We start from the raw sequence: 23731 nt of genomic DNA on the forward strand, positions 1-23731 counted from the left end.
GGATCGGTCAGCCGTCGTTCTCCGAGGACGGGAGGTACGCGCCCGGTACGTCGTTCGGGGCGTAGACCTTCTTGTCGCCGGGGTACGGCTTGGTCCAGTTGTGGGTCTGGTACCAGGTGTAGCGGTTCATCTGGGTCGGGTTGGCGTAGTCGGGCACGGCGTTCGGGCCGGTCAGGCGCTGGTGCTTGGCCCACGCCTGCCACTCGGCCGCGAGGGCCTGCTGGGCCTCCGGGACCGCGGTGGTCGTCGGCGCGGCGGCCGCCTTGGTGTCCTGGGGCGCCGGGTTGTCCGAGCCGCAGGTCGGCTGCGGGCTCACGCCGAGGGTCAGGGAGGTCCGGTTCGGGACCGCCGTGAACGGCGTGGTGTCCGCCTTCGGGGTGAAGGCGCCGTACATCGGCGTGGCGGCGCTGTCGAGCTGGTTCATCGGGTGGATGCCGAGGATCTGCTCGATCGTGCGGATCATCGTGATCTGCGAGTAGTAGTGGCTGTCGACCGTGCCGTGCTTGGCGTACGGGCTGATGACCTGGACCGGCGCCCGGTGGCCGTCGACGTGGTCGAGGCCGTTCTGGGAGTCGTCCTCGACGACGAAGATCGCCGAGTCCTTCCAGTACTTGCTGTGCGAGATCTCGTCGACCATGCGGCCGACGGCGAGGTCGTTGTCGGCGACCTCGGCGGAGGCGTTGGCCGGGCCGCCGGTGTGGTCGTTGGAGAACCAGAACATGTTCAGGTTCGCCGGGCCGTTCTTCTCGAAGTCCTGCTTCCAGATCTGCTCTTTGTAGATGTCCGGGACGTCCAGGTCGAAGAGCGGGAAGCCCTGCACCGACACCTTGTTGAGCGAGGGGATCGCCGAACCCGTCTGGATGGGGTACTGCGTCTGCGCGCCCGTCGACTCCATGTTCTTGGTGTCGCAGTACAGGTTCTGCCAGGTCGCCCCGGCCGGCTTGGTCTCCAGGGACTGGAACTCGCCGAAGTCCTTGACCGACTGGCCGGCCGCCTGCGCGCCGGTCCAGATGAAGCCGGTCTTCTGGTGGCCGAGGGCGTCGTTCTCGGTGTCGTAACTGCGCGTGTACTCGCCGGCGGAGGACTCGGTGTACTCCGGGTTGTCCGACTGCATCAGCCAGTTGTGGCCCTCGGCGGAGTTCGTGCCGACGTCGTAGAAGTTGTCGTAGAGCCCGAACTGCTCGGCCAGGGCGTGCTGGTTGGGCGTGACGTTCTCGCCGAAGGTGGTGACCGAGGGGTCGCCGTTGCCCTGCGGCAGGTCGCCGAAGACCTGGTCGTAGGTGCGGTTCTCCTTGACGAGCAGGAAGACGTGCTTGATCGTCGACGGGTCGCCGAGGCGGACCGGGACCGGCAGTGCCTTCGGGTGGCTCTTGCTCTTCGCCGCCGTGAGGACCGAGCCGGACGTCCAGCCGTTCATCTTGAAGACCTTGGCCGTCTGCGACCGGATGGTGCGGTCGTCGGGCAGCGTGAACTGCGTCAGGCTCGACGTCGTGTCGTGGGTGTTGTGGCCGGCCGCGGTGGTGGGGCGGCGGGCGTCGATGCCACGGGTGTTGGAGACGACGATGTTCTTGCCGACGGTGGCGATGCCCGAGGGGAAGTAGTCCGTGGGGAGCAGGCCGACGTAGCGGGCGGGCTGCTGCGGGGAGGTGTAGCGGTAGACGGCGACGGCGTTGGCGCGGCCGAGAGTGACGAGCAGGCGGCCGTCGTCGGTGAGCGTCACGGCGTTGGGCTCGTAGCCGACCGAGGCCTCGGGCCAGGGCTGGGTGGCGATGGTCTGGACGACCTTGTCCTTGGCCGAGTTGATGACCGAGACGCTGTTGTCGGCGGTGTTGGTGACGAACACCGCGCCCTTGCTCGCGTACACGGCGGTCGGGTGCAGACCGACGTCGATGCTGTTGACGGCGGCCGACGGGTTCGCCGTGTCGATGACGCTGACGGTACCGGTGGTGGCGGCGCCGGTGTCGGGGTCGGCGACGACGTCGGTGCCGTACGAGTTGATGGTGGTGTCGCCGGCCTTGGCCGGGCGTCCGCCCTCGTTGCTGACGTAGAGCTTGCCGCCGACCAGCGCCAGACCGCGCGGCGCGTTGCCGACTGCCCAGGTCTGCTTGATGGTTCCGGTGGCGGCGTCGATGGCGACGACCTTGTTCTGGCCGTTGACCGCGGAGTAGACGGTGGAGCCGTCGGCCGAGAAGACGGCCGCGCCGACCAGGGCGTGCTTGGTGCCGTCGACCGGGATGGTGACGGCCACCGGGTTGGAGAGGGTGCCGTCGGCGGCGACGGTGAACCTGGTGTAGCCGTCGGCCTGGCCGAGCCACAGCTGGGTGCCGTCGGGCGAGTAGGTCGGGCCCTCCTGGCCGACCGCGCCGCTCTTGATGCGCAGGTCGTCGGCCGCGTTCGTGCCGATCTTCTGCTTCACCTGGCCGGTGGCCAGGTCCATGATGACCAGGGAGGCGTCGCCGTCGGCGACCGAGGCCGCGAGGTGGCTGCCGTCGGGGCTGACCGTGGACGACATGATCTTGCCGTCGTTGACGACCGTGCGGGTGCCGTACGGCTTGATGTACTGGTCGCTGGAGATGACCTGCCCGTTGGCGGTCTCCTGGGCGACCTGCTGGGTGCCGAACTGCCATGTCGAGGCGACCGCGGTGCCCGTGACGCCGAGGGCGACGGTGATGCCCGCCGTCACCAGCAGGGCCCGGCGGCCGACGCGTCTGCCGAAGAGGGTGAACTGCTCCTTCTCGCTAACCCGGCGCTGCCGTGTTACCTGCATGGAACTATCCCTTCGAGGTGGTGTCGAGCAGCTCGACGTTGCCGTCGAACTGCCACAGCGGGTTGGGCGCGTCCCCTGTCGAAGTGCGCACCAGGAAGTAGCCGTTGACTTCCTTCGGCCCGTCGCCGTCGGCGACGAACCGCCCGTCGGATCCGATGTCGAGCTGGTAGATCGCCGTCCCCGCGACGGCGACGCCCGGCAGGTGCCAGGTCACGACACACCGCCAGTCGTTGCCCGCGCCCTCCTGGGCGTCCTGGCCGTCGCTCTTGGTGCACGCGGCCGAGGCGCGCAGCTGGGCCTCGGTGACGGCGGGCCGGTGCAGCTGCTCGGTCTGCAGCCGGTAGAGGTGGCCGAAGGCGGTGGCGAGGGACCGCTGGACCTTGTCCTGCTTGATCCCGGAACCGAGCGAGGGGGTCGCCACGGCGACCGCTGCGACGGTTACGGCGGTCAGGGCGGCCAGCGGCAGCAGGCCGACGGTGAGCGCGCGGCGCCCGGCCCCGTCGTACGCCGGGTTGGTGAAGTCCCGCCGCAGGAACAGCAGATACGCCAGCGCGGTCGCGAGCACGGCCCACACCAGGCTCACCGCGACGCCGATCAGCAGCGGGCCGAGCTGCATGGGGCTGGTGAACAGGCCGTTCCAGGAGATGAAGGCGTACCCGGGCAGCGCCAGCCGTACGGCGACGGGCAGCGGCAGCATCTGCGCGACCTGCATCGCGAGCGCGACCAGCGCGGGCAGCAGCAGGCCCATCGGGGAGCGGCCCAGCGCGACCGAGCCGAGCAGGCCGATCGCGGCGAGCGCGAGGGTGGGGGCGAGTGCGGCGAACCACGCGAGCAGGACGCGTACGGCGGTGTCGCCGGGCGCGAGGAGATGCCCGTCGAGGCCGACGAGCGGCTGGTTGCCGACCGCCAGGAGCCCGCCGACCGTGCTGGACACGGCGAGCCCGGCGACCAGCAGCAGGATCACGGTGAGTCCCGCGAGGGACTTCGCGGCGAAGATACGGCGGGGCGAGCGGACGGCGACCAGGAGGTGGCGCCAGGTGCCGAGCCGGTCCTCGCAGGCGAACACGTCACCGGCGACGACGGAGGTCAGCAGCGGGAGCGCCCAGGTGCCGGCGAATCCGAGCATCACGAGGGGCCCGGCCCAGCCGGTGGCGTGCATCCAGCGGCCGAAGAGGGTGTCGGAGGGGAGGGTGCTCTGCTGGCTGACGCCCGCGACGAAGAGGGCGGGCGCGATCCAGCAGGCCAGCACGAGGAGCCGGACCCGCCACTGGGAGACGAGCTTGACGAGCTCGAAGCGGTAGCCGCGGGAGACGGAGACGCGGGGGGTGATGGCAACGCTGTCTTCGACGACGGTCGCGGTCATCGACCGGCCTCCTGCTGCTGCTCAGTGCGGCCGGTTTCCTGCGGCTCGGTGCTCTCGGCGTCCTGCTGTTCGGTCAGGGCCAGGAAGGCCGCCTCCAACGGCGAGACCACCGGCGCCAGTTCACGCACCGCGACCCCCGCGCGCACGAGGGTCGCGACCAGCTCGTCGAGAGCCGGTACCAGTCCTCGTACGACGATCAACTGGTCGTCCTGCCCCGCCGCGCCGGAGTCGTCGACCAGCCGTATCCCGGTCGTCCCGTCGGCCAGGCGGCGCGCGGCGGCCGTGTCCGACGTGCGCAGCCGGTAGTCGAGTTCGCGGTTCTCGGCGGCGAGTTTGTTGGGAGGGCCGGAGAAGACGACCCGGCCGGTGGCCAGAATGGTGACCTCGGCGCAGAGCGCCTCCAGGTCGTCCATGCGGTGGCTGGAAAGGACGACGGCCGTGCCGTCCGCCGCGAGCCGGGTCAGGACCCGGTGGACGTGTCTCTTGCCGGCCGGGTCGAGGCCGTTGGAGGGCTCGTCGAGGACGAGCAGCCGCGGCTTGGTGAGCAGGGCGGCGGCGAGGCCGAGCCGTTGCCGCATGCCGAGGGAGAAGCCGCGGGTCTTGTCGTCGGCGACGTCGGTGAGCCCGACCTGGGCGAGCGCGTCGTCGACGCCGGCCGACCCGGCGTCGAGGCCGCGGAGTTCGGCGAGCGCGGCGAGGTTCTGGCGGGCGGTGAGCTGGGGGTAGAGACCGGGCGCGTCCACGAAGCCGGCGACGCCGTCGGGAACGGCGAGGGCCCGCTCGACGGGCGTACCGAGAATCTCCAGCCGGCCCCCGTCCGGAACCGCGAGGCCCAGCAGCAGCCCGAGCAAAGTCGTCTTGCCCGCGCCGTTCGGTCCCACCAGGCCGTGGATCTGACCCCGTGCCACGTCCAAGTCGACGCCGTCGAGTGCGACGACCTCGCCGAAGCACTTGGTGATCCCTCGGGCCCGGACTGCGTGGAGTGTGTCCATGAGTCCCATGAGTCCCTTCTTCCGCAACCCCAAGGGACCTTATGGACGACGCACAACCCTCACACAGGCGTTTGACTGAACGCCCGCCGAACGGTTCGTCAAGGCAACGGCAAGTCGGCCAAGGGACAGCCAACTTCAAGCCACGGATGGGTGGGCGGGGAGAATCAGCTCGTCACGTCGACCGAACCGAGGGAGAACCCGTGAGCAGACCGGTCCCACGCCGCGCGGCAGTGCTCTACGCGATGTCCGCGACCTGTGCCGCCATAGGCGTCCTCCTGTGGGCGCGCAGCCGGGCCGGCACTCCCACACTCCACTCCACCTCCTACGGGGACTTCCTGGCAGCCGATGCCTACACCCCGTCGGCCTGGCGGGTGTGGTCACCGGCCGTACCGGAAGACCACCTCGGCCTCTACCTCATCGCGGCGGCTCTGGTACTGGCCGTGGTGGCAAGGCTGCTCCCCGGCCGGCGCGGCTGAGCGACCCGCTCGCCGTCATGCCCCGTACCGCCTACCCCGCCCGCAGCATCAGCCCGATCCCGCACACCAGCAGCGCCGCCGCCGCGATCCTCGGCGCGCCGAACCGCTCCTTGAAGAACACCGCCCCGATGGCCGCGCCCACGATGATCGACGACTCGCGCAGGGCCGCGATCGGCGCGAGTTCCGCCTTCGTCTGGGCCCACAGGACCAGCGCGTACGCCAGGAAGGAGAGCGCGGCACCGAGCAGGCCCACGGAGGCGAACGGCCGTAGCAGGGCCAGGGTTTCACCGCGCCAGTGCCACAGCGCGTACGACGGGATCGCGATGCCCTCCACCGCCATCAGCCAGGCGATGTACCCGAGGGAGGACCCGGAGGCCCGCACCCCGAGACCGTCGACGACCGTGTACGCGGCGATGGTCAGGCCGGTCGCGAGGGCCGCGCCGATCGCCGGCCAGTTGGGGCGGCTGCCGCGCAGGCCCCACAGGGCGACGCCGGTCAGGCCCGCGCAGGACAGGGCGATCCCGGCCGCCGCCCACCCGTCGGGCACCTCGTGCGCGAAGACGGCGGCGAGGAGGGTGACGACGAGCGGCGCGGTGCCGCGCGCGATCGGGTACGCCTGCCCGAAGTCACCGAGCCGGAACGACCGCATCAGCAGCGCGAAATAGGCGATGTGGATGAGTGCGGAGACGAGGAGGTACGGCCATGCGGCGGCCGCGGGCACAGCGACGAACGGCATCATCGCCAGCCCGATGACCATCCCGCCGCCCGCGATCAGCGTGAACCCGACCAGCTTGTCGGTGATCTGGTGGGCGATCGCGTTCCAGCCGGCGTGGGTGACGGCGGCGAGCAGGACGGCCGAGGCGGCCAGAGGGGTCACGGGGTGCGCTCGCGCACGTCCACGAGGGTGGCGCCGGCGTGCGCGACGAGTTCCTTGGGCTCCATCGGGAACACGGCGTGCGGGTTGCCGGCCGCGGCCCACACCACCTCGTGCTCCAGCAGCGACCGGTCGGCGAGCACCCGCGTCCTCGTCCGGTGCCCGAAGGGCGGCACGCCCCCGATGGCGTACCCGGTCGTCTCGCGTACGACGTCCGCCTTGGCCCGCGTGACCTTCTCGGCGCCGAGTGCCTCGCGCACCAGCTCCACGTCCACCCGGGACGCCCCGTCCATCAGCACCAGCACCGGGACCCCGTCGGCGGCGAAGATCAGCGACTTGCAGATCTCGCTCAGTTCGCACCCGATCGCGGCGGCGGCCTCGGCCGCGGTGCGCGTCGCGTCCGGGAAGCGCCGGACCTGAGCGTGCAGGCCGCCGAGGCCCAGCTCCTCCAGTGCGGCGGCGAAGAGAGGATGGGCTCCAGATTCCGAAGGCGTCATGAACGGCACGCTAGCGGTACGTGTACGGAGCAGGCGACCGAGTTACCCATGCACCCCTCACCACCTGTGACTGCGCTGTGACGCGCCGTGACAATGGTCACCATGACGCGCTACCTCTTCGACAACACCGGCATCCAGACCGAGAACCGTTTCCAGGCCCTCGAAGCGTGCTACGACCCCTTCTCCCGCCGCCAGTTGGCCCGGACCGGCCTGGCGCCGGGCTGGAGATGCCTCGAAGTCGGCGGGGGCGGCGGCTCCCTGGGCGACTGGCTCGGCGAGCGGGTGGGCCCCGGCGGCGAGGTCACCATCACCGACCTGGACCCCCGCTGGACGACCCGCGACCGCCCGCCGCACGTCCGCGTCCTGCGCCACGACATCGTCCAGGAGCCGCTCCCCGCGGACGGCTACGACCTCGTCCACGCCCGCCTGGTCCTCCTCCACCTCCCCGAGCGCCTCGACGTCCTGGACCGCCTGGTCGCGGCGCTGCGCCCCGGCGGCCTGCTGGTCCTGGAGGAGTTCGACTGCACCTGGCAGCCGGTGCTGACCGCCCCCGACCCCGCCTCGGCCGCCCTCTACGAGCGCGTCCAGGCGGCCCTGATGGCCCAGTTGGAGAAGCGGGGCGCGGACGGCATGTGGGGCCGCAACGTCTTCGGCGCGATGGCCGACGCGGGCCTGAGAGACCTGACCGCGACGACGTACGCCGAATCCTGGACGGGCGGCGGCACGGGAGTGGGCCTGCACCAGGCGAACGCCCGCCAGGTCGCCGACGGACTCCGCGCGGAGGGCATCACGGACGACGAACTGTCCCGCTACCACGCCCTGTTGGCGGACCCGGCGTTCACGGTGAACTCGCTCCCGCTGATCAGCGTGACGGGCCGGCGCCCGATCCGGAAAGCGGTGACCCGATGACGACCACACACCTGCGCTACCGCGAGACCCGCCTCCCCCGCACCGAGGACCCCCTCACCCTCATCGTCCGGCTCGTCCGCAGCGGCCTCTTCGACCCGTACGTCGTCTACGAGCGCGACGGCGCCTGGTCCCTCGCGGGCGGCGCGCTCGCCTCGGTCCGCCTGGGCCCCGACGCCCGCGACCTCGGCGAGGTCGAGGAGCGGTTCGCGACGATGCCGGTCGCGGGCTGGCGGGCGTACGGCTGGGCGGCGTTCGAACTGGGCCCGGCACTGGCGGGCCTCGCCCCCGAGACCGACGGCGACCTCCTCCACCTGATCGTCCCGGCCGACGAGATCCGCGTATACGGCGACGACGTGCTGGTCCGCTGCGTAAACCCGGCCCGCCTGGACCGCATCGTGGCCCTGATCGACACCCCGGCGACGGAGACGGGCGTCTCGGTGTCGCCCCCGCTCGACCTCCCCCTCGCCGACACGGGCAACTACCGCGCCGCGGTCTCGGCGGCCCTGTTGGAACTGAACGGCCCCGGCCCGCTGGAGAAGGTCATCCTGTCGCGCCGGGTGCCCGTCCCGGACTCGGTCGACCTCGTGACGACGTACGCGCTGGGCCGCCGCGCCAACACTCCGGCGCGCTCGTTCCTCCTGAACCTTGGCGGGATCCGGGCGGCGGGGTTCAGCCCGGAGACGGTGGTGGAGGTGTCGGCCGACGGCCATGTCCGTACGCACCCCCTGGCAGGCACGCGCGCGCGTACGGGTTCGGCGGCGGAGGACGCCCGCCTGCGCGCGGACCTGCTCAGCGACCCGAAGGAGATCCACGAGCACGCGGTGTCGGTACGCCTTGCCCTGGACGAGATGTCCACGGTCTGCGACGACACGTACGTCAGCGAATACATGACGGTCGAACAACGCGGCACGGTCCAGCACTTGGCGTCCCGCGTCACGGGCCGCCTCCGCCCCGACCTCGGCCCCTGGCACGCCTTCGCGGCGATGTTCCCGTCGGTGACGGCGACGGGCATCCCGAAGGCTCCGGCCTACCCTCTGATCCGCGCGCTGGAAGGCCGCCCAAGGGGCATGTATTCAGGGGCGGTTCTGACCTGCGACGCCTCCGGCGCACTGGACGCGGCGCTCGTGCTGCGCACGGTGTACGAACGCGAGGGCGAGTGCTGGCTCCAGGCGGGGGCGGGGGTGGTACGCCAGTCACGCCCGGAGCGGGAGCACGAGGAAACGTGCGAGAAGCTGCGCAGCGTCAGCGTGTGGGGACGCCGGTGAGGAAGGCGGTCCAAGTGGTGGGGGTGACGGTGAGGTGGGGGGTGTCGGGGGTCTTGGAGTCGCGGATGTGGATGGTGGTGGGGGTGGTGGCCACCTCGACGCACTCTCCGGGTTCGCCGCTGTCGCTGTAGCTGCTCTTGAACCAGTGGAGTTCGGTGGCGCTCATAGTCTCCCCAGCACTTCCTCGATAAAGGCCGACGACTCTCCCGGCGGGAGAGCCTGGGCCCGAATCATCCCGTATCGCAGTTCAAGGATACGAAGATCTCGGGGACTTGATACCGGGCGCCCATTGAATGCTCCGTCGGAGCGTCCAATTGCCGAGCCGTCGGCGAACTTCAGCATCTGGATCAGCCCCTGGGTGCCGGCATGCTCCCGGCGCCGGGTCGGCATGACCTGAATCGTCACGCTCCTCAACTGCCCCATCTCCAGCAGGTGTTCGAGCTGTCGACGCAGCACGTCATCCCCGCCGTAGGGGCGCTCCAGCGTCACCTGCTCCATGACGAAGCTGAGTGCAGGAGCGGGGTCCCGCTCGAAGATGGACTTGCGAGCCATACGTGCGGCCACCTCCCGCTCGATCACCTGCGGGGAGAGCGGAGGCTGCGTCATCTCGAACAGCGCCGTCGCGTACTCCGGCGTCTGCAGCAAGCCGTGAATGTTGTGGTTGCCGTACATGAGGAGCTCAACCGCCCGCGCCTCCAAATCCGCCAGCTCTCGGATCTTCTTCGGGTATCGGGCCTTCCGCATGTCCTCCATGAAGGCCCTCAGATGCCCCTGCGCCTTCAGCACCGTGTCCGCCCTGTCCAGGAACTCCGGCCTGGGAATCCGCTGCCCCCGCTCCATCTTGCGGATCATGTCCTCGCCGTAGCCCATGATCTCGGCGAAGTCGGCCGTCCCCATGCCCGCCCCCTCGCGGCACACCTTCAGCAGGTGTCCGACGGCCTGCACGATCGGCTCGATCTCATCGCCCGGTTCCACATCCCAACCGGCCTCGTCCACACCCTCGTTCATAACCACCTCCAACGCGCCCCGTACCCGAGCGGCACCGCGGACAGCCGAGACAACCCGAGACAAACGCCGGACAGTCACCGAACACACACGCCCCGTGAACACCCACGGTAGGCAGAACCGGCCACGCTGAGTGACATGAATCAAGAAACCGCCATCCGCAACTTCACGGTCCTCCTCTCCCCCACCCCCCTGGGCGCCCGCCTGGCCCGCCTCCTCACCGCGGACCAACTCCGCACCTGGGGGCTCCCGTTGGACCCGGCGGAGCACATCGTGGCGGAGCTGGCGGCGAACGCGGCGACGCACGGCCGCGTCCCGGGCAGGGACTTCCGCCTGACTCTGTACGTCGTCGGCAACACCCTCCGTATCGAGGTGACGGACACGAGAGGCGACCACATGCCCAAGCTCCCGCAAGGCGCCCCCGACACCGAGTCGGGCCGGGGCCTGCTGCTGGTGGAGGCGCTCGCGCACCGGTGGGGCGTGGCGACGGGGCCGTATCCGCGGAAGACGGTGTGGGCAGAAGTGGGCCTAGGTGTACACATGCGTCAACATGTACCCTTGGTCCATGAGTCAGATGCCCATAGAGTCCATCCGTGACGTGCGCGCCCACCTGGCGGAGGTGGTCGAGCGAGCCGACCGCGATGACACGCCCACGGTCATCACTCGCCGGGGCAAGCAGGTCGCCGCGGTCGTCTCGATCGAGGTCCTGCGCAAGTACCAGGAATGGGAAGAGCGCGAGATCAACCGGATCATCGACGAACGCATGGCGAATCCGGCGGCCGGGATCCCGATCGAGGATGTCATGAGGGAGACGCTGGAGCGCAGTGAGTAAGTACCGCACCGTCTTCCGGCCGGAGGCTCAGGCAGAGCTGCGAAAGATCCCGCGGGACATGGCGCTCCGTATCCTGGTCAAGCTCACGGAACTCGAGACCGACCCGACCGGCTTCAACACCACCGCACTTGTCTCACAGCCCGACCGACGCCGACTCCGCGTCGGGGACTACCGCGTCATCTACACGATCGACAACGGAGAACTGGTGGTCTGGGTCGTTCACATCGGCCACCGCTCCACGGTGTACGACACCTGACGGCTCAGGAGAACTCCACGTCCTCCGCCTCCGTCACCGCCGCCCTCCGCCCCGGCGCCGAGTGGTACCGCCAGTACAGGTTCGTGTGCGCGATGACCTGGTCCGGCGTCGGTGCTCCCCACTCGCTGTTGTCGTTCGTCGTGTGCGCGTCGGCGACCAGGGTGACGTCGTAACCCCGGGTGAAGGCGCCGTGGATCGTGGAGCGTATGCACGCGTCGGTCTCCGCGCCCGTCACCACGAGGTGGCCGACACCGGCGGCCGCGAGGATCGTCTCCAGGTCCGTCGCCTCGAAGGAGTCGCCGTAGTTCTTGTGGACGACGGGTTCCGAGGCGCGGTGGGGCAGTTCGGGGACGTAATGCCAGTCGTCGCTCCCCTTCACCAGGCCTTCGTCGGAGTGCTGGACCCAGACGACCGGGACCTCCTGCGCGCGGGCCTTGTCGACGAGCGTGGCGATGTTCGCTACGACGGCGTCCCGTTCGTGTGCGGACGCCACGACGCCCCGCTGGACGTCGATCACCAGCAGGGCGGTCTTGGGTCGTTCCGGAAGCGTGGTCATGACTTCAAGCTAGCCGCAGCCACTGACAGCGGCTGTGGGTCAGGCCCAGGGTCCCTGCGAAACCGGCGCCTGCGGAGCGGCCGCCGCCTGAGCCGCCTCCCGGCGAGCCCGGCGCCCAGCGACCAGACCGCCCGCGGCGCCCAGCGACACCAGGCCCATGCAGGCCGCGCCGATGATGCCCTTCGCGCCGTCCATGCTGAAGTACAGGGCCGCGGCGGTGGCGCCGTTGAAGAGGAACAGGAACCACAGGGTGCCGGGGCGGCCCAGGAACGCCTTGATCTTCGGCTTCTTCGTGATGCGGGAGCCGGCGATCAGCGCGACGACGCCTCCGGCGATGGTGGCGGCGGTCTTGGCCGTGCCGTCGAAGAAGACCCCGGCGCCACCGGCGCTCATACCGAGGCCAGCGACGAAGAAGCTCCACAGCAGCAGGTCGGCGACGAACTTCTTGACGGCGGCGAAGGGCGAGCGGGCGGCGCGGGCGCGGGACATGGGACGGCCTTCCTGACCAGGGGGATTCGGTGATTTCGGATCTCTTCGATCTGTCCTCTACGATCCCGTCCGGCGCCCGCCACAACGAGGGAGCGGCCTCCCGAACCCATGGTGTAGCGGACTACACCATGCCGCGGTTCGGAAGGCCGCCGGGGAGATGCACGGGCAGGGGGCGTCAGGCCCGTACCAGCTCCCGGTCCTCGTCGGCGTCCGTGTCCCTCGGGCCGCCGTCGGCCATGTCCTTCAGGCCCTCGCCCTCGACGTCCACGTTCGGCAGGGCGCGGTCCAGCCACTTCGGCAGCCACCAGGCACGCCGTCCGAGCAGCGCCAGTACCGCCGGGACGATCGCCATCCGTACGACGAACGCGTCGAAGAAGACCGCGATCGCGAGGCCGAAGCCGATCATCTTGATCATGGACTCGCTGGAGGTGATGAAGCCTCCGAAGACGGCCATCATGATGACCGCGGCGGCGGCCACGACCCGGGCGCTGTGCCGGAACCCGGTCACGATCGCCTGGCCGGGGGTCTCCCCGTGGACGTACGCCTCCCGCATCCGTGTCACGAGGAACACCTCGTAGTCCATCGCCAGGCCGAAGACCACGCCGACCATGAAGATCGGCATCATCGACATGATCGGGCCGGTCTGCTCCACGCCCAGCAGTCCGCCGAGCCAGCCCCACTGGAAGACCGCGACGACGGCGCCGAGCGCGGCGAGCACGCTGAGCAGGAAGCCGAGGGCCGCCTTCAGCGGGACCAGGATGGAGCGGAAGACCGCGATCAGGAGGAGGAAGGCGAGACCGACCACCAGGCCCAGGTACGGGATGAGCGCGTCGTTGAGCTTCTGCGAGAAGTCGATGTTCATCGCGGTGGTGCCGGTGACCAGGACCTTCGCGTCCGTGTCGGCCTTCACCTCGACGCCCTTGTCCCGGATCGCGTGCACCAGGTCCTCCGTCTGCACGGAGGACGGCTTGGAGGACGGGATCACGGTGATCGTCGCGGTGTCGCCGGCCTTGTTGAACATCGCCGGGGTGACCGTGGCGACGTCCTTGAGACCCTTGATGTCGTCGCCGACCTTGGCTGCGGCGGCCTTGGGGTCGTCGCTGTTCTTCGCGTCGACCACGATCATCAGGGGGCCGTTGAAGCCCGGGCCGAAGCCGTCGGAGAGCAGGTCGTAGGCGCGGCGCTGAGTGGTCGACGTGGGCTGCGAGCCGTCGTCGGGCAGGCCGAGTTCCAGCTGCGTGGCCGGTACGGCGATCGTGCCGAGGCCGACGACACCGAGCAGCAGCACGGCGGCGGGACGCCGGGTGACGAAACTGGCCCAGCGGGTGGCGAGCCCGGGCCTGGCGAGGCCCGCGCCAGATGTGGCGCCCCCTCCAGAAGCCGAGCCTTCGCCAGAAGCGCCGCCGGCTCCAGAGGCCGCGCCCGCTGCAGGAGTGACGCCCGCCAAGGAAGCAGCGGCCGCTACAGAAGCCGCACCCGCACCCGCCCCGGCCCTCGCGCCCTTCCCCCGCTTCTTCTCCCCGGCCGCCCTGACCCGCCGCCCCGCATATCCCAGCATCGCCGGAATCATGGTCAGCGCGATGAGGACGGCCACCAGGACCGTCCCGGCCGCCGCGAGCCCCATCTTCGTCAGCATCGGGACGCCGACGACGGACAGCCCCGCCAGCGCGATCACGACCGTGAGGCCCGCGAAGACCACCGCCGAACCGGCCGTACCGGTCGCCCGGCCCACCGCCTCCTCACGGCTGCGCCCCTCCGCCAGCTCGCCCCGATACCGCGAGACGATGAACAGCGCGTAGTCGATGCCGACCGCGAGGCCGATCATCAGCGCGAGCGTGGACGTCGTATCGCCGAGGTCGAGCGTCTTCGCGAGGGTGGTGATGGTGGAGACGCCGATGCCGACGCCGATGATCGCGGTCAGCAGCGGAAGCCCCGCCGCGACCAGCGAGCCCAGGGTGATGACGAGGACGACCGCGGCGATCGCGAGGCCGACGACCTCGCCGGCCGCGCCCGGTTCGGCGCCCGACTGGAGCGCGTCACCGCCGATCTCGACGGTCAGCCCGGCCTTCTGCGCGTCGTGCCCGGCCGCCTCCAGGGCCTCCCGCGAGGCGTCCTTGAGCTCCATGCCGGAGACCTCGTAGCGGACGGACGCGTAGGCGACCGTGCCGTCCTTGCTGACGGCGTTCGACGTGAAGGGGTCGGCGACGGAGGTGACCTCGGAGCCGTCGGCCAGCTCCTTCACCGTCTTCTCGACGGTCGCCTTGTTGCCGGCGTCGGTCATCTTCTCGCCGGCCGGGGCCTTGAAGACGACGCGCGCGGTGGCGCCGTCGGAGCTGGAGCCGGGGAAGCGCTGGTCGAGCAGGTCGAAGGCCTTCTGGGCCTCCGTGCCGGGTATCGAGAAGGAGGTGGAGCCGGCGGCGGGCGCACTGGCCGCCGCGACCCCCGCGAGGGTCAGCAGGGCCACCCAGAAGAGGGCGACGAAGTGGCGTCGCCTGAAGGCGAACCGGCCGAGTCTGTAGAGGAACGTGGCCACGAAGGCGTACTCCCGGTCAGGTCGTGGTGTTGACGGGCAGGGGTGATCAGCCCGGCGGGGAGGCAGGGGTGATCGTCCCGACGACTTGAGCGGTGACGTCAGGTGGAGAGGTACTCGGGAGAAGTACTTCGGAGCAGTACTCCGGAGATGTACTTCGGGGAGTGGGGAGACCTACTCGGCGCCGAGTGCGGGGAGCACCACGGCGTCGATGTACGAAGTGAGGAAGGCCTGCGTCGGCGGCAGCTCGTCGATCATCGTGCGGGCGGCGAACCCGCCGAGCATCATGTGCATCATGTAGCCGATCGCCGGGTTGTCCGCACGGACCTCGCCCCGGTCGACCGCCCGCTGGAGCACCCGGCGGAACTCCGCCAGCTCCGGCTCGATCAGGAACTCCTTGAACGCTTTCAGGAGCTCCGGATTGCTGTGCACGGCCATGGCCAGACCCCGCATCAGCGCGGAGTTCTGCTCCATCTCGCAGTCGTCCGAACGCATCGTGAGGGCGTGCAGATCACCCCTCAGCGACCCGGTGTCGATGTCGGCGAGCCCCATGCCACCCGGCTTGTTGCTCCGTACCGCCTTCGCGACGAGCTCGGCCTTGCCGCCCCACTGGCGGTAGAGCGTGGCCTTGCTGGACTTGGTGCGGGCCGCCACGGCGTCCATGGTGAGGGCGTCGTAGCCGACTTCCCGGAGCAGGTCGAGCACGGCACCGTACAACTCGGCCTCACGCTCGGGCGTGATCCGACTGCGACGCGCCGTTGCGACCTCAGTCATGACACTCACCCTTCCCACTCCGTACGACACGGTTTCGTCTTCGTACGTGTCGAATGTAGCGCAAGCCCTTGAGAAACGAAACCGTTTCGTACGTGTCCTCAGTCACGCGACAGCCAAGTCAGGGGAATTTTCACAAGTTGCTCCGGTCCATCCCCCGGAAAAGCATGGGGAGGTGACCTATCTGCGCCTGCCCCACCTCAACGGTGACCTGTTGTGCTTCGTGGCCGAGGACGACCTCTGGCTGGCCCCCCTCGACGGCCCGGGCCGCGCCTGGCGCCTCACGGTGGACCGTACGAAGACGGGCCACCCCCGCTTCTCGCCCGACGGGACGACGATCGCGTACACGAGCTGGCGCAGTCTCGTTCCGGAGATCTACGTCGTGCCGGTGGAGGGCGGTCCGGGCAGACAGCTCAGTTACTGGGGCTCACCGGACACCCAGGTCTGCGGCTGGACGCCCCAGGGCACGATCCTCGCGGTCGCCTCCCACGGCGAGCCGTTCTCGTACTTCACCTGGGCCTACAAGGTCTCCCCCGACGGCGCTCCCGGCCGCAAACTCCCCTGGGGGCCGGTCTCCGACATCCAGGTCGCGGAGATCGACGGCGAGCGCCGCACGCTGCTGCTGACCGGCACCCCGCCCCACGAGCCGGCCGCCTGGAAGCGCTACCGGGGCGGTGCCACGGGCCGGCTCTGGCTGCACGGCGAGCGGCTGCTGGCCGACCTCGACGGGCATCTGCACTCCCCCATGTTCGTCGGCGGCCGGATCGCCTTCCTCTCCGACCACGAGGGCATCGGCAACCTCTACTCCTGCGCGTACGACGGCTCCGACCTGCGCCGCCACACCGACCACGACGCCTTCTACGCCCGGCACGCCTCCAGCGACGGCACCCGGGTGGTGTACCAGTGCGCGGGCGACCTGTGGATCGTCGACGACCTCGCCGCCGAACCCCGCAAACTGGACATCCGGCTGAGCGGTCCGCGCGCGGGACGGCGCCCCTACCAGGTGCCGGCCGCCCAGCACGTGGACGGCATCTCGGTGGACGAGACGGGCCGCGCGAGCGCCGTCGTCGTACGCGGCAGCCTGTACTGGCTGACCCACCGCGACGGCCCGGCCCGCACGATCACCGACACTCCGGGGGTACGGGTCCGGCTCCCGGAGATGCTGGGCTCGAGCGGCCAGGTCGCGTACGTGACGGACGCGGAGGGCGAGGACGCGGTCGAGATCGCCTACCTGCCCCGCGCGACCGGCGACCGCGAGCCCCGCCGGCTGGCCTCCGGCGAGGTGGGCCGGGTCCTGGAGCTGGTCTCCGATCCGCAGGGCGAGCGGCTCGCGATCGCCGCGCACGACGGGCGGCTGCTGCTGATCGACGCGACCGAGGACTCGAACGGTGAGGTCACCGAGCTGATCCACTCGATCAACGGGCCGGTACGGGACCTGGCGTTCTCGCCGGACGGCGCGTGGCTGACGTGGTCCCATCCCGGCATCGGCCGCTCTCTCCGCCAGATCAAGATGGCCCGTATCTCCCCGAAGGGTGGCGGCGACCGCCTGATCGTCGACGTGACGAACGGCCGCTTCGAGGACGAGAACCCGGTCTTCACGCGCGACGGCCGCTATCTGGCCTTCCTCTCCTGGCGCGGCTTCGACCCGGTGTACGACGTCCACACCGGCGACCTGTCCTTCCCGCTCGGCTGCCGCCCGTACCTGGTCCCCCTCTCCTCGGCCACCCCCTCCCCCTTCGCGCTGACCCCCGAGGGCCGTCCGGCGGCCGGCGGACTGGACCCCGTCGACGAGGACGAGGGCGACGGAGCGGTGACCGTCGAGGTCGAGGGCCTGGAGAACCGGGTCACACCCTTCCCGGTCCCGGCCTCCAAGTACTCGGCGCTGTACCCGGTCGCGGGCGGCGGCCTGGTCTGGCTGCGCTGGCCGATCTCGGGCGCCCTCGGCGAGACCTTCGCCAACCCGGACGACACCAGCGGCCGCCCGACCCTCGAGTACTTCAACATCAGCAAAGCCAAGAAGTCCGAACTCGTCGACCACCTCGACTGGTTCGCGGTCAGCGGCGACGGCACCCGCCTGGTGGTGGTCGACGAGGGCGACCTGCGGGCCGTCCCGTCGTCCGAATCGGGAGACGGCGATACGACGGTGTGGATCGACCTGCGCCGCATCCTGCACGAGGTCGACCCGGCCGCCGAGTGGCGCCAGGCGTACGAGGAGGCGGGCCGGCTGATCCCGGCCTACTTCTGGGACCCGGGGATGTGCGGCATCGACTGGCAGGGGGTCCTCGACCAGTACCGCCCGCTGGTCGAACGGGTGGCGTCGCCGGACGAGTTCGCGGACCTGCTGCGGGAGGTGCTGGGCGAACTGGGCACGTCGCACGCCTATGTGACGGCCGCCCGCCGCAACGAGGGCCCACCGCACTACCAGCGCTGGCAGGGGTTGCTGGGCGCCAACTTCGTGCGCAGGGAAGAGGGTTGGGTGGTCAAGCGCATCCTGCCCGGCGAATCCTCGGACTCCAAGGCCCGTTCGCCGCTGGCCGGTACGGGCATCCGGGAGGGCGCGGTGCTGACGCACGTCGACGGCCGCCCGGTGGACCCGCTGACCGGCCCGTATCCCCTGTTGGCGGGCGCGGGCGGCACGACCGTGGAACTCACCTTCACCCCGGCGGAGGGCGAGGCGGGCCGCTCCCGCCGGGTCGCGGTGGTCCCGCTGCTCGACGAACGCCCGCTGCGCTACCAGGACTGGGTGGCCAAACGCCGGGCGGTGGTACGGGAGTTGAGCGGCGGTCGCTGCGGCTATCTGCACATCCCCGACCTGGGCGGCTCGGGCTGGGCCCAGTTCAACAGGGACCTGCGGATGGAGGTCTCGCGGCCCGCGCTGATCGTGGACGTGCGCGGCAACGCGGGCGGCAACATCAGCGAACTGGTCATCGAGAAACTGACCCGCACGATCCTCGGCTGGGACCTCACCCGCAACGCCCAGCCGGTGTCGTACGCCTCCAACGCCCCGCGCGGCCCGGTGGTCGCCCTGGCGGACGAGGCGACGTCGTCGGACGGCGACATGATCACGGCGGCGTTCAAGCTGCTGAAGCTCGGCCCGGTGATCGGCCAGCGCACCTGGGGCGGAGTGGTCGGCATGACGGGCCGCCACCAGCTGGGCGACGGCACGGTGATCACGGTCCCGATGAACGCGGCGTGGTTCGACGCGTACGGCTGGGGCGTGGAGAACAAGGGCGTGACCCCGGACCTGGAAATCCTCCGCACACCGCTGGACTGGGCAGAGGGCCGCCACGCCCAACTGGACGACGCGATCAAACTGGCCCTGGACCTGCTGGAGACCAACCCCCCGGCAACGCCCCCCACTTACTCGGACGTACCGGACCGCTCCCGCCCGAAGCTGCCGCCGCGTACAACGCCGTAAGGGCGCGCGCTTTGTGCTTTTGCTTTTAGGGGCGCGGGGCTGTATCGATGTGCGGCTCCGCCGCGTGGGCGCGACCAGCACAGAAGCGGGGCACCCCAGAACACAGGGTGCCCCACCTCAAGTCGGCCGAAGCCAAGCGCAGCGGCTACGCGTCGTAGTCCTGGTCGAGGCGGTCCTGCTCCTCGCGCTGCATCCGCTCCGTCTCCTCGTCACGCATGCGCTCCTGGCCCTGCCGGCCGCGCTCCTGGCCCTCACGGCCAGGCTCCTGGCTCTGCCGACCGCGCTGCTGGCCCTGCTCACGCGCCTGCTGGGCCTTCTGCTTGGCCTGCTCCTGCCACTGCTCCGACTTGTCCTGGAACTGGTCCTTCATACCCATGTGGGTTCACTCCCGTGAGTGAGGGGAACGGTCCCGAGCCGGGACCTCGACCAGATTCACACGCCCGGACAAACCGCGCATTTCGATCAGTTACGGCGAGTAGCGCGAGCCTCCTCGTCGGCCGCCCCACCTGCACCGACGAGCCCCGACCGCATGCCCTCCAACCGGGTACCGAACCGCTTCATCTCCCGCTGCCCGACGGTCCCGATGAGCCCCGGCAGATACCCGCGCACCCCCTGCATCCCGCGCAGCCACCACTGCCCGTACACATGGCTCGACCGCCGCTCGATCCCGGCCACGATCCGGTCCACCGCCGGACCCAGCGGATACGTCTTGTTGGACGGCCACGGCAGCCGCTGCCTCAGCTCCCGCATGACCTCGTCCTGGTCGGCCCCGCGCACCATGTCGGTGTCGGTCCAGGACAGGTACCCGACCCCGACGCGTACGCCCTTGTAGCCGACCTCGGCGCGCAGACTGTGCGCGTACGCCTCCACGCCGGACTTGGACGCGCAGTACGCGGTCATCATCGGCGCCGGTGTGATCGCGGCCAGCGAGGCGATCTGCAGCAGGTACCCGCGGCTCTCCATCAGCACCGGCAGGAAGGCCCGTGCGGTCACCGCCGAGCCGATGAGATTGACCTCGATCACCCGCCGCCAGGCCTCGGGATCCGAGTCGACGAAGGGCCCGCCGGTCGCGACACCGGCGTTGGCGACCACGATGTCGACCTTCCCGAACCGCTCCTTGACCTCCCGCGCCACCCGGGCCATCGCCTCGTGGTCGGTCACGTCGGCGTACCAGTGGTCGCTTTCGCTGTGCAGCCGCTCGGAGACCTGCTTGAGGGCATCGGGTTCGAGGCCGACCAGCGCGACCTTGGCGCCGCGCGCCGACAGCTTCCGCGCGAGCAGCTCACCGACACCGCGCGCGGCGCCCGTGACGACGGCCACCTGTCCTTCGAGACTGACCTTGCTCATGCGCCCTCCTTGAGCGTCTCGACGGACTCGGCGGTCCGGTCGATGCCGGTGCGGTTGGCCGCGTCGGCGATATCGGCGATATCGGCGGTGCCGGCGGTGTCGGCGGTGTCGGTGCTCGCGTACGTCGTCACGAGTTCCCGGATCCGGCCGCTGACCAGCTCCGGCGCCTCGACCGGGGTCATATGGCCGAGCCCCGGCAACTCGGTGCTGCCCACGCAGTTCGGCAGCGCGGCGGCCAGCGCCCGCGCGTGTACGGGCGGCGTGAGCCGGTCCGCCGTACCCGCGATCACCGCGGTCGGCACCTTCAACTCCCGTACGCCGTGGTCGAGGTCGAGCCCCGCCAGCACCTCCGACCAGGCGTGGCGCACGGCGCGTGGACAGGCGTGCACGATCCGCGCGCACGCCTCCACCATGTGCGGGGCGGAACCGGCGCCCATCGTGGCGTACTTGAGAATCCGCCGCGCGAGGGGCGTGACCGGCCCGAGCGGGGCGCGCGACCCCAGCACGCGCGCCGTCAGCCAGGTGCGCACGCCCCCGGCGCGGAACGGCAGGACGAGCGACTCCGCGACCAGCCGTGAACTGCCGGTGCTGCACAGCAGTACGGCGGCGGCGTGTTCACGGAACCGGGGGCGCGTGGACGCGGCCATGACGGTCATCCCGCCCATGGAGTGCCCCACGATCACCGCACGCTCCCCGGGCGCGAGCGTCTCGCCGAGCACCGCCTCGAGATCGTCCGCCAGCGCACGGGTGGTGCAAGCGGGGCTCGCGGGACTGCGCCCGTGCCCCCTCTGGTCGTAGGCGATGACCCGGTGGTCCACGGCCAGATCCCGTATCTGCGCCGCCCAGAAGGCCGTCGAACAGGTCCACCCGTGCGCGAGAACGACAGGGGGCGCCCCCTCGGGCCCGTGCACCTCGACATGCAACCGCGCACCGTCGGCGGACACGGCGACGAGCTCGCGGGCGGGGGTGGGCGGGGCGTAGGGCCCGGAGGCGACATGCATCAGCCGGCTCACGCATCCACCTCCGCCTGCGAGTTGACGGACGCGTCCGCGTTGCCGGGGGTGCCCGCAGCGTCCCGCGTGCCCTCCTCCACCGGCCCGCGTCCCTCGGCCGCCGTACTCGCCCCTCCCGACCCCCGGATGAGTTCGTACTCCGCGAGATCCACCCGCCGTGTCGCGCTGCGGAACTCCGTCGTCGTGCCCGGCCAGATCGTGGTGTTGCGGCCGTTCGCGTCGAGGTACCAGCTGGTGCAGCCGCCGGTGTTCCACACGGTCCGCTTCATGCGCTCCTGCACACGCCGGTTCCACGCGGCGACCGCGCCGGGGCGCGCGTCGAGCGCCGCACGCCCCCCGAGGACGTCGAGCTGCCGTACGTAGTCCGCCATGTAGTTGAGCTGCGACTCGATCATCAGGATCATCGAGGAGTTCCCGAGCCCGGTGTTGGGCCCGATGATGGTCATCCAGTTCGGGAACCCGGCGGCGGAAGCACCCCGCAGCGCCTCCATCCCGCCCTTCCAGGCCTCCGCGAGGGTCTTGCCCTCGGCCCCCACCACCCGGTCCGCGATCGGCATGTCGGTGACATGGAACCCCGTACCGAAGACGATGGCGTCGACCTCCGCCTCGCTCCCGTCCGCGGCGACGACGGTCGACCCGCGGATCTCGCTCACCCCGCTCGCGACGACGTCGACGTTCGGCTGGGCGAGCGCCGGATAGTACGTGCTGCTCAGCAGGATCCGCTTGCAGCCGATGCGGTAGTCGGGCGTGAGCTTGGCCCGCAGGGCGGGGTCCTTGATGGCCCGCGCCATGTTCCGCTTGGCGAGCTGCTCGACCAGGCCCAGTTCGTTGGGCCGCTTGGTGAACGCCTGGACCTGCAGCTCCCGGATCCCCCACAGCAGCCCGCGCCGCGCCTGCGTGGTGAACGGCAGCGCCCGGTGCAGCGCCCGCTCCGCACCGCTGATGGCCCGGTCGACGCGGGGCATGACCCAGGGGGGCGTGCGCTGGAAGACGGTGAGCCGCCCGACCTCCGGCTGGATGGCCGGCACGATCTGGATGGCCGACGCGCCCGTCCCGACCATCGCGACCCGCTTGCCGCGCAGGTCGTAGTCGTGGTCCCAGCGCGCGGAGTGGAAGACCTGCCCGGGGAAGGACTCCAGCCCCGGAATCTCGGGGATCTTGGGGTCGGACAGCGGCCCGGTGGCCGACACCACGATGTCGGCGCTCAGCCGCCCGCTGCTGGTCTCGATCTCCCACCGCAGCTTCTCGCCGTCCCAGGTCATCATCTTGACCTCGGAATCGAAGCGGATGTGGGGCCGCAGCCGGAAGACGTCCGTCACGTGCTCCAGGTAGGCACGGATGTGCTCCTGGCCGGAGAAGGTGCGGGGCCAGTCGGGGTTGGGCGCGAAGGAGAAGGAGTACAGATGCGAGGGCACGTCGCACGCGCACCCGGGATAACTGTTGTCGCGCCAGGTGCCGCCCACGCTGTCGGCCCGTTCGAGGACGACGAAGTCGGTGATCCCTTCCCGCCGCAGCCGCACGGCGGCCCCGAGCCCGCCGAACCCGGACCCGATCACCGCCACCCGCACATGCTCCCGCTCAGCCATGCCGATGCCTCTCCTGCGCGACTCCGCCAGTGAACACTGGCGCAATGGGACTGTAGAGCAGCTCCGTACCGATGGGTAGGGGGCGGGGAAGGGAAAGTTACCGGCGGTACAACATAGGCTGCGCCCGTGACGGAGAAGCGTGAGTACCGCATGGAGGAACTGGCCCGGCTGGCCGGCATCACAGTCCGCACCCTGCGCTTCTACCGCGAACGCAAGCTGATCCCGCCGCCCCGCCGAGAGGGCCGTATCGCCTGGTACGACGACCACCACCTGGCCCGTCTGCGCACGATCGCGGCGCTTCTGGAACGCGGCCACACCCTCACCGGCATCGCGGAACTCGCCGAGGCCCTCGACCACGGCCGCGACGTCGCCGACGTCCTCGGCGTCGCCCCCACCGAGGAGGAGCCGGTCCGCCTCACCCCCGAGGAACTCGCCGCCCGCTTCGAGGGCCAGGTCACCCCGGAGAACCTCGCGGCCGCCCTCGACCTCGGCTACCTCGGCACCGACGGCGACGAGATCGTCCACATCAGCCGCCGCCTGCTGGACGTCTCCGCCGCTCTGGTCCGCGAGGGCATCCCCCTGGCCGAGGTCCTGGAGGCCGGCAAGAAGGTCCGGGAACACGTGGACGACCTGGCGGAGATGTTCGCCGAGGTAGTCCTCCGCCACGCCACCGAGGACGACCTGCAGCGCCTGCGCCCCCTGGCCCGCAGCGTGGTCGAGGCGGAACTGTCGCTCGCACTGGACCGCCGCCTGCGCAAGCGGAGCGAGGGCAGCTGACGGCCGTA

General features: G+C 70.6%; 23 protein-coding genes. 8 read left to right on the forward strand and 15 right to left on the reverse strand.

The genetic code is table 11. The features are described 5' to 3' along the window. Positions 1–7 precede the first annotated feature (7 nt). The 3 genes from ABZ848_RS02800 to ABZ848_RS02810 are packed head-to-tail and all read right to left on the reverse strand — an operon-like array spanning position 8 to position 5122. Positions 8–2767: an alkaline phosphatase family protein gene (locus tag ABZ848_RS02800; protein ID WP_360824110.1), complete on the reverse strand. Its 2760-nt coding sequence runs from the start codon at positions 2765–2767 to the stop codon at positions 8–10. A gap of 4 nt (positions 2768–2771) precedes the next feature. Continuing rightward, positions 2772–4130, reverse strand: coding sequence for an ABC transporter permease (locus ABZ848_RS02805; RefSeq protein ID WP_360824113.1), 1359 nt, complete (start codon positions 4128–4130; stop codon positions 2772–2774). Then, entirely contained in the window at positions 4127–5122 is a 996-nt protein-coding gene (locus ABZ848_RS02810; RefSeq protein ID WP_360824345.1) for an ABC transporter ATP-binding protein, read from the reverse strand. The genes ABZ848_RS02805 and ABZ848_RS02810 overlap by 4 nt, the downstream gene beginning before the upstream one ends. A gap of 200 nt (positions 5123–5322) precedes the next feature. Here ABZ848_RS02810 and ABZ848_RS02815 point away from each other — a divergent pair, with 200 nt between their 5' ends. After that, the gene (locus tag ABZ848_RS02815) at positions 5323–5598 is read left to right on the forward strand and encodes a hypothetical protein (protein ID WP_360824116.1); all 276 of its coding nucleotides are present in this window, start codon (positions 5323–5325) and stop codon (positions 5596–5598) included. A gap of 31 nt (positions 5599–5629) precedes the next feature. Here the strand turns inward: ABZ848_RS02815 and ABZ848_RS02820 are convergent, their stop codons facing one another. Together ABZ848_RS02820 and ABZ848_RS02825 are read right to left on the reverse strand one after the other, a co-directional pair. After that, positions 5630–6475: an EamA family transporter gene (locus ABZ848_RS02820; RefSeq protein WP_360824119.1), complete on the reverse strand. Its 846-nt coding sequence runs from the start codon at positions 6473–6475 to the stop codon at positions 5630–5632. Then, positions 6472–6969: a YbaK/EbsC family protein gene (locus tag ABZ848_RS02825; RefSeq protein WP_360824122.1), complete on the reverse strand. Its 498-nt coding sequence runs from the start codon at positions 6967–6969 to the stop codon at positions 6472–6474. Before ABZ848_RS02825 ends, ABZ848_RS02820 begins: the two co-directional genes overlap by 4 nt. Before the next feature lie 102 nt (positions 6970–7071). Between ABZ848_RS02825 and ABZ848_RS02830 the strand changes: the two genes are divergently transcribed. Both ABZ848_RS02830 and ABZ848_RS02835 read left to right on the forward strand, forming a co-directional pair. Then, the gene (locus tag ABZ848_RS02830) at positions 7072–7878 is read left to right on the forward strand and encodes a methyltransferase domain-containing protein (protein ID WP_360824125.1); all 807 of its coding nucleotides are present in this window, start codon (positions 7072–7074) and stop codon (positions 7876–7878) included. Next, on the forward strand, positions 7875–9143 hold the full coding sequence (locus ABZ848_RS02835) for a salicylate synthase (protein WP_360824128.1): 1269 nt from the start codon (positions 7875–7877) through the stop codon (positions 9141–9143). The genes ABZ848_RS02830 and ABZ848_RS02835 overlap by 4 nt, the downstream gene beginning before the upstream one ends. Here ABZ848_RS02835 and ABZ848_RS02840 read toward each other — a convergent pair. Then, complete coding sequence (locus tag ABZ848_RS02840; protein WP_360824131.1) at positions 9121–9309, reverse strand: DUF397 domain-containing protein; 189 nt, start codon at positions 9307–9309, stop codon at positions 9121–9123. The genes ABZ848_RS02835 and ABZ848_RS02840 overlap by 23 nt on opposite strands. After that, positions 9306–10151 carry a helix-turn-helix transcriptional regulator gene (locus ABZ848_RS02845; RefSeq protein ID WP_360824133.1) on the reverse strand — a complete coding sequence of 282 codons (846 nt, stop codon included), beginning with the start codon at positions 10149–10151 and terminating at the stop codon, positions 9306–9308. The genes ABZ848_RS02840 and ABZ848_RS02845 overlap by 4 nt, the downstream gene beginning before the upstream one ends. Positions 10152–10286: 135 nt before the next feature. Between ABZ848_RS02845 and ABZ848_RS02850 the strand changes: the two genes are divergently transcribed. Genes ABZ848_RS02850 through ABZ848_RS02860 form a run of 3 tightly spaced genes read left to right on the forward strand, consistent with a single transcriptional unit; the run spans position 10287 to position 11236 of the window. Beyond that, positions 10287–10745 (forward strand): ATP-binding protein, encoded by a 459-nt coding sequence (locus ABZ848_RS02850; RefSeq protein ID WP_360824136.1) that lies wholly within the window; start codon positions 10287–10289, stop codon positions 10743–10745. Next, positions 10714–10980: a type II toxin-antitoxin system Phd/YefM family antitoxin gene (locus ABZ848_RS02855; protein ID WP_360824139.1), complete on the forward strand. Its 267-nt coding sequence runs from the start codon at positions 10714–10716 to the stop codon at positions 10978–10980. Before ABZ848_RS02850 ends, ABZ848_RS02855 begins: the two co-directional genes overlap by 32 nt. Next, on the forward strand, positions 10973–11236 hold the full coding sequence (locus ABZ848_RS02860) for a type II toxin-antitoxin system RelE/ParE family toxin (RefSeq protein WP_360824142.1): 264 nt from the start codon (positions 10973–10975) through the stop codon (positions 11234–11236). The genes ABZ848_RS02855 and ABZ848_RS02860 overlap by 8 nt, the downstream gene beginning before the upstream one ends. 4 nt (positions 11237–11240) lie before the next feature. Here ABZ848_RS02860 and ABZ848_RS02865 read toward each other — a convergent pair whose 3' ends face one another. The 4 genes from ABZ848_RS02865 to ABZ848_RS02880 form a co-directional block, all read right to left on the reverse strand. After that, entirely contained in the window at positions 11241–11792 is a 552-nt protein-coding gene (locus ABZ848_RS02865) for an isochorismatase family protein (protein ID WP_360824145.1), read from the reverse strand. Positions 11793–11831: 39 nt separating this feature from the next. Next, the gene (locus ABZ848_RS02870) at positions 11832–12281 is read right to left on the reverse strand and encodes a hypothetical protein (protein WP_360824148.1); all 450 of its coding nucleotides are present in this window, start codon (positions 12279–12281) and stop codon (positions 11832–11834) included. Between the two features lie 175 nt (positions 12282–12456). After that, entirely contained in the window at positions 12457–14814 is a 2358-nt protein-coding gene (locus ABZ848_RS02875) for an MMPL family transporter (RefSeq protein ID WP_360824151.1), read from the reverse strand. A 171-nt stretch (positions 14815–14985) separates the two neighbouring features. After that, positions 14986–15585, reverse strand: coding sequence for a TetR/AcrR family transcriptional regulator (locus ABZ848_RS02880; RefSeq protein ID WP_360824154.1), 600 nt, complete (start codon positions 15583–15585; stop codon positions 14986–14988). A 172-nt stretch (positions 15586–15757) separates the two neighbouring features. Here ABZ848_RS02880 and ABZ848_RS02885 point away from each other — a divergent pair, with 172 nt between their 5' ends. After that, positions 15758–19000 carry a S41 family peptidase gene (locus ABZ848_RS02885; protein ID WP_360824156.1) on the forward strand — a complete coding sequence of 1081 codons (3243 nt, stop codon included), beginning with the start codon at positions 15758–15760 and terminating at the stop codon, positions 18998–19000. Positions 19001–19145: 145 nt separating this feature from the next. Here the strand turns inward: ABZ848_RS02885 and ABZ848_RS02890 are convergent, their stop codons facing one another. From ABZ848_RS02890 to ABZ848_RS02905, 4 genes are all read right to left on the reverse strand, one after another. Continuing rightward, positions 19146–19376, reverse strand: a complete 231-nt coding sequence (locus ABZ848_RS02890; RefSeq protein ID WP_360824159.1) for a hypothetical protein — start codon at positions 19374–19376, stop codon at positions 19146–19148. Between the two features lie 86 nt (positions 19377–19462). Continuing rightward, positions 19463–20347 carry an SDR family oxidoreductase gene (locus ABZ848_RS02895; RefSeq protein WP_360824162.1) on the reverse strand — a complete coding sequence of 295 codons (885 nt, stop codon included), beginning with the start codon at positions 20345–20347 and terminating at the stop codon, positions 19463–19465. Further along, positions 20344–21360: an alpha/beta hydrolase gene (locus tag ABZ848_RS02900; protein WP_360824165.1), complete on the reverse strand. Its 1017-nt coding sequence runs from the start codon at positions 21358–21360 to the stop codon at positions 20344–20346. Before ABZ848_RS02900 ends, ABZ848_RS02895 begins: the two co-directional genes overlap by 4 nt. Next, the gene (locus ABZ848_RS02905) at positions 21357–22946 is read right to left on the reverse strand and encodes an NAD(P)/FAD-dependent oxidoreductase (RefSeq protein WP_360824168.1); all 1590 of its coding nucleotides are present in this window, start codon (positions 22944–22946) and stop codon (positions 21357–21359) included. The genes ABZ848_RS02900 and ABZ848_RS02905 overlap by 4 nt, the downstream gene beginning before the upstream one ends. A 126-nt stretch (positions 22947–23072) precedes the next feature. Between ABZ848_RS02905 and ABZ848_RS02910 the strand changes: the two genes are divergently transcribed. Next, positions 23073–23723 carry a MerR family transcriptional regulator gene (locus tag ABZ848_RS02910; RefSeq protein WP_360824171.1) on the forward strand — a complete coding sequence of 217 codons (651 nt, stop codon included), beginning with the start codon at positions 23073–23075 and terminating at the stop codon, positions 23721–23723. Positions 23724–23731: the final 8 nt, after the last annotated feature.

Origin of the sequence: Streptomyces sp. NPDC047081 (genome assembly GCF_040643775.1) — a bacterium.
Lineage (GTDB): Bacteria > Actinomycetota > Actinomycetes > Streptomycetales > Streptomycetaceae > Streptomyces.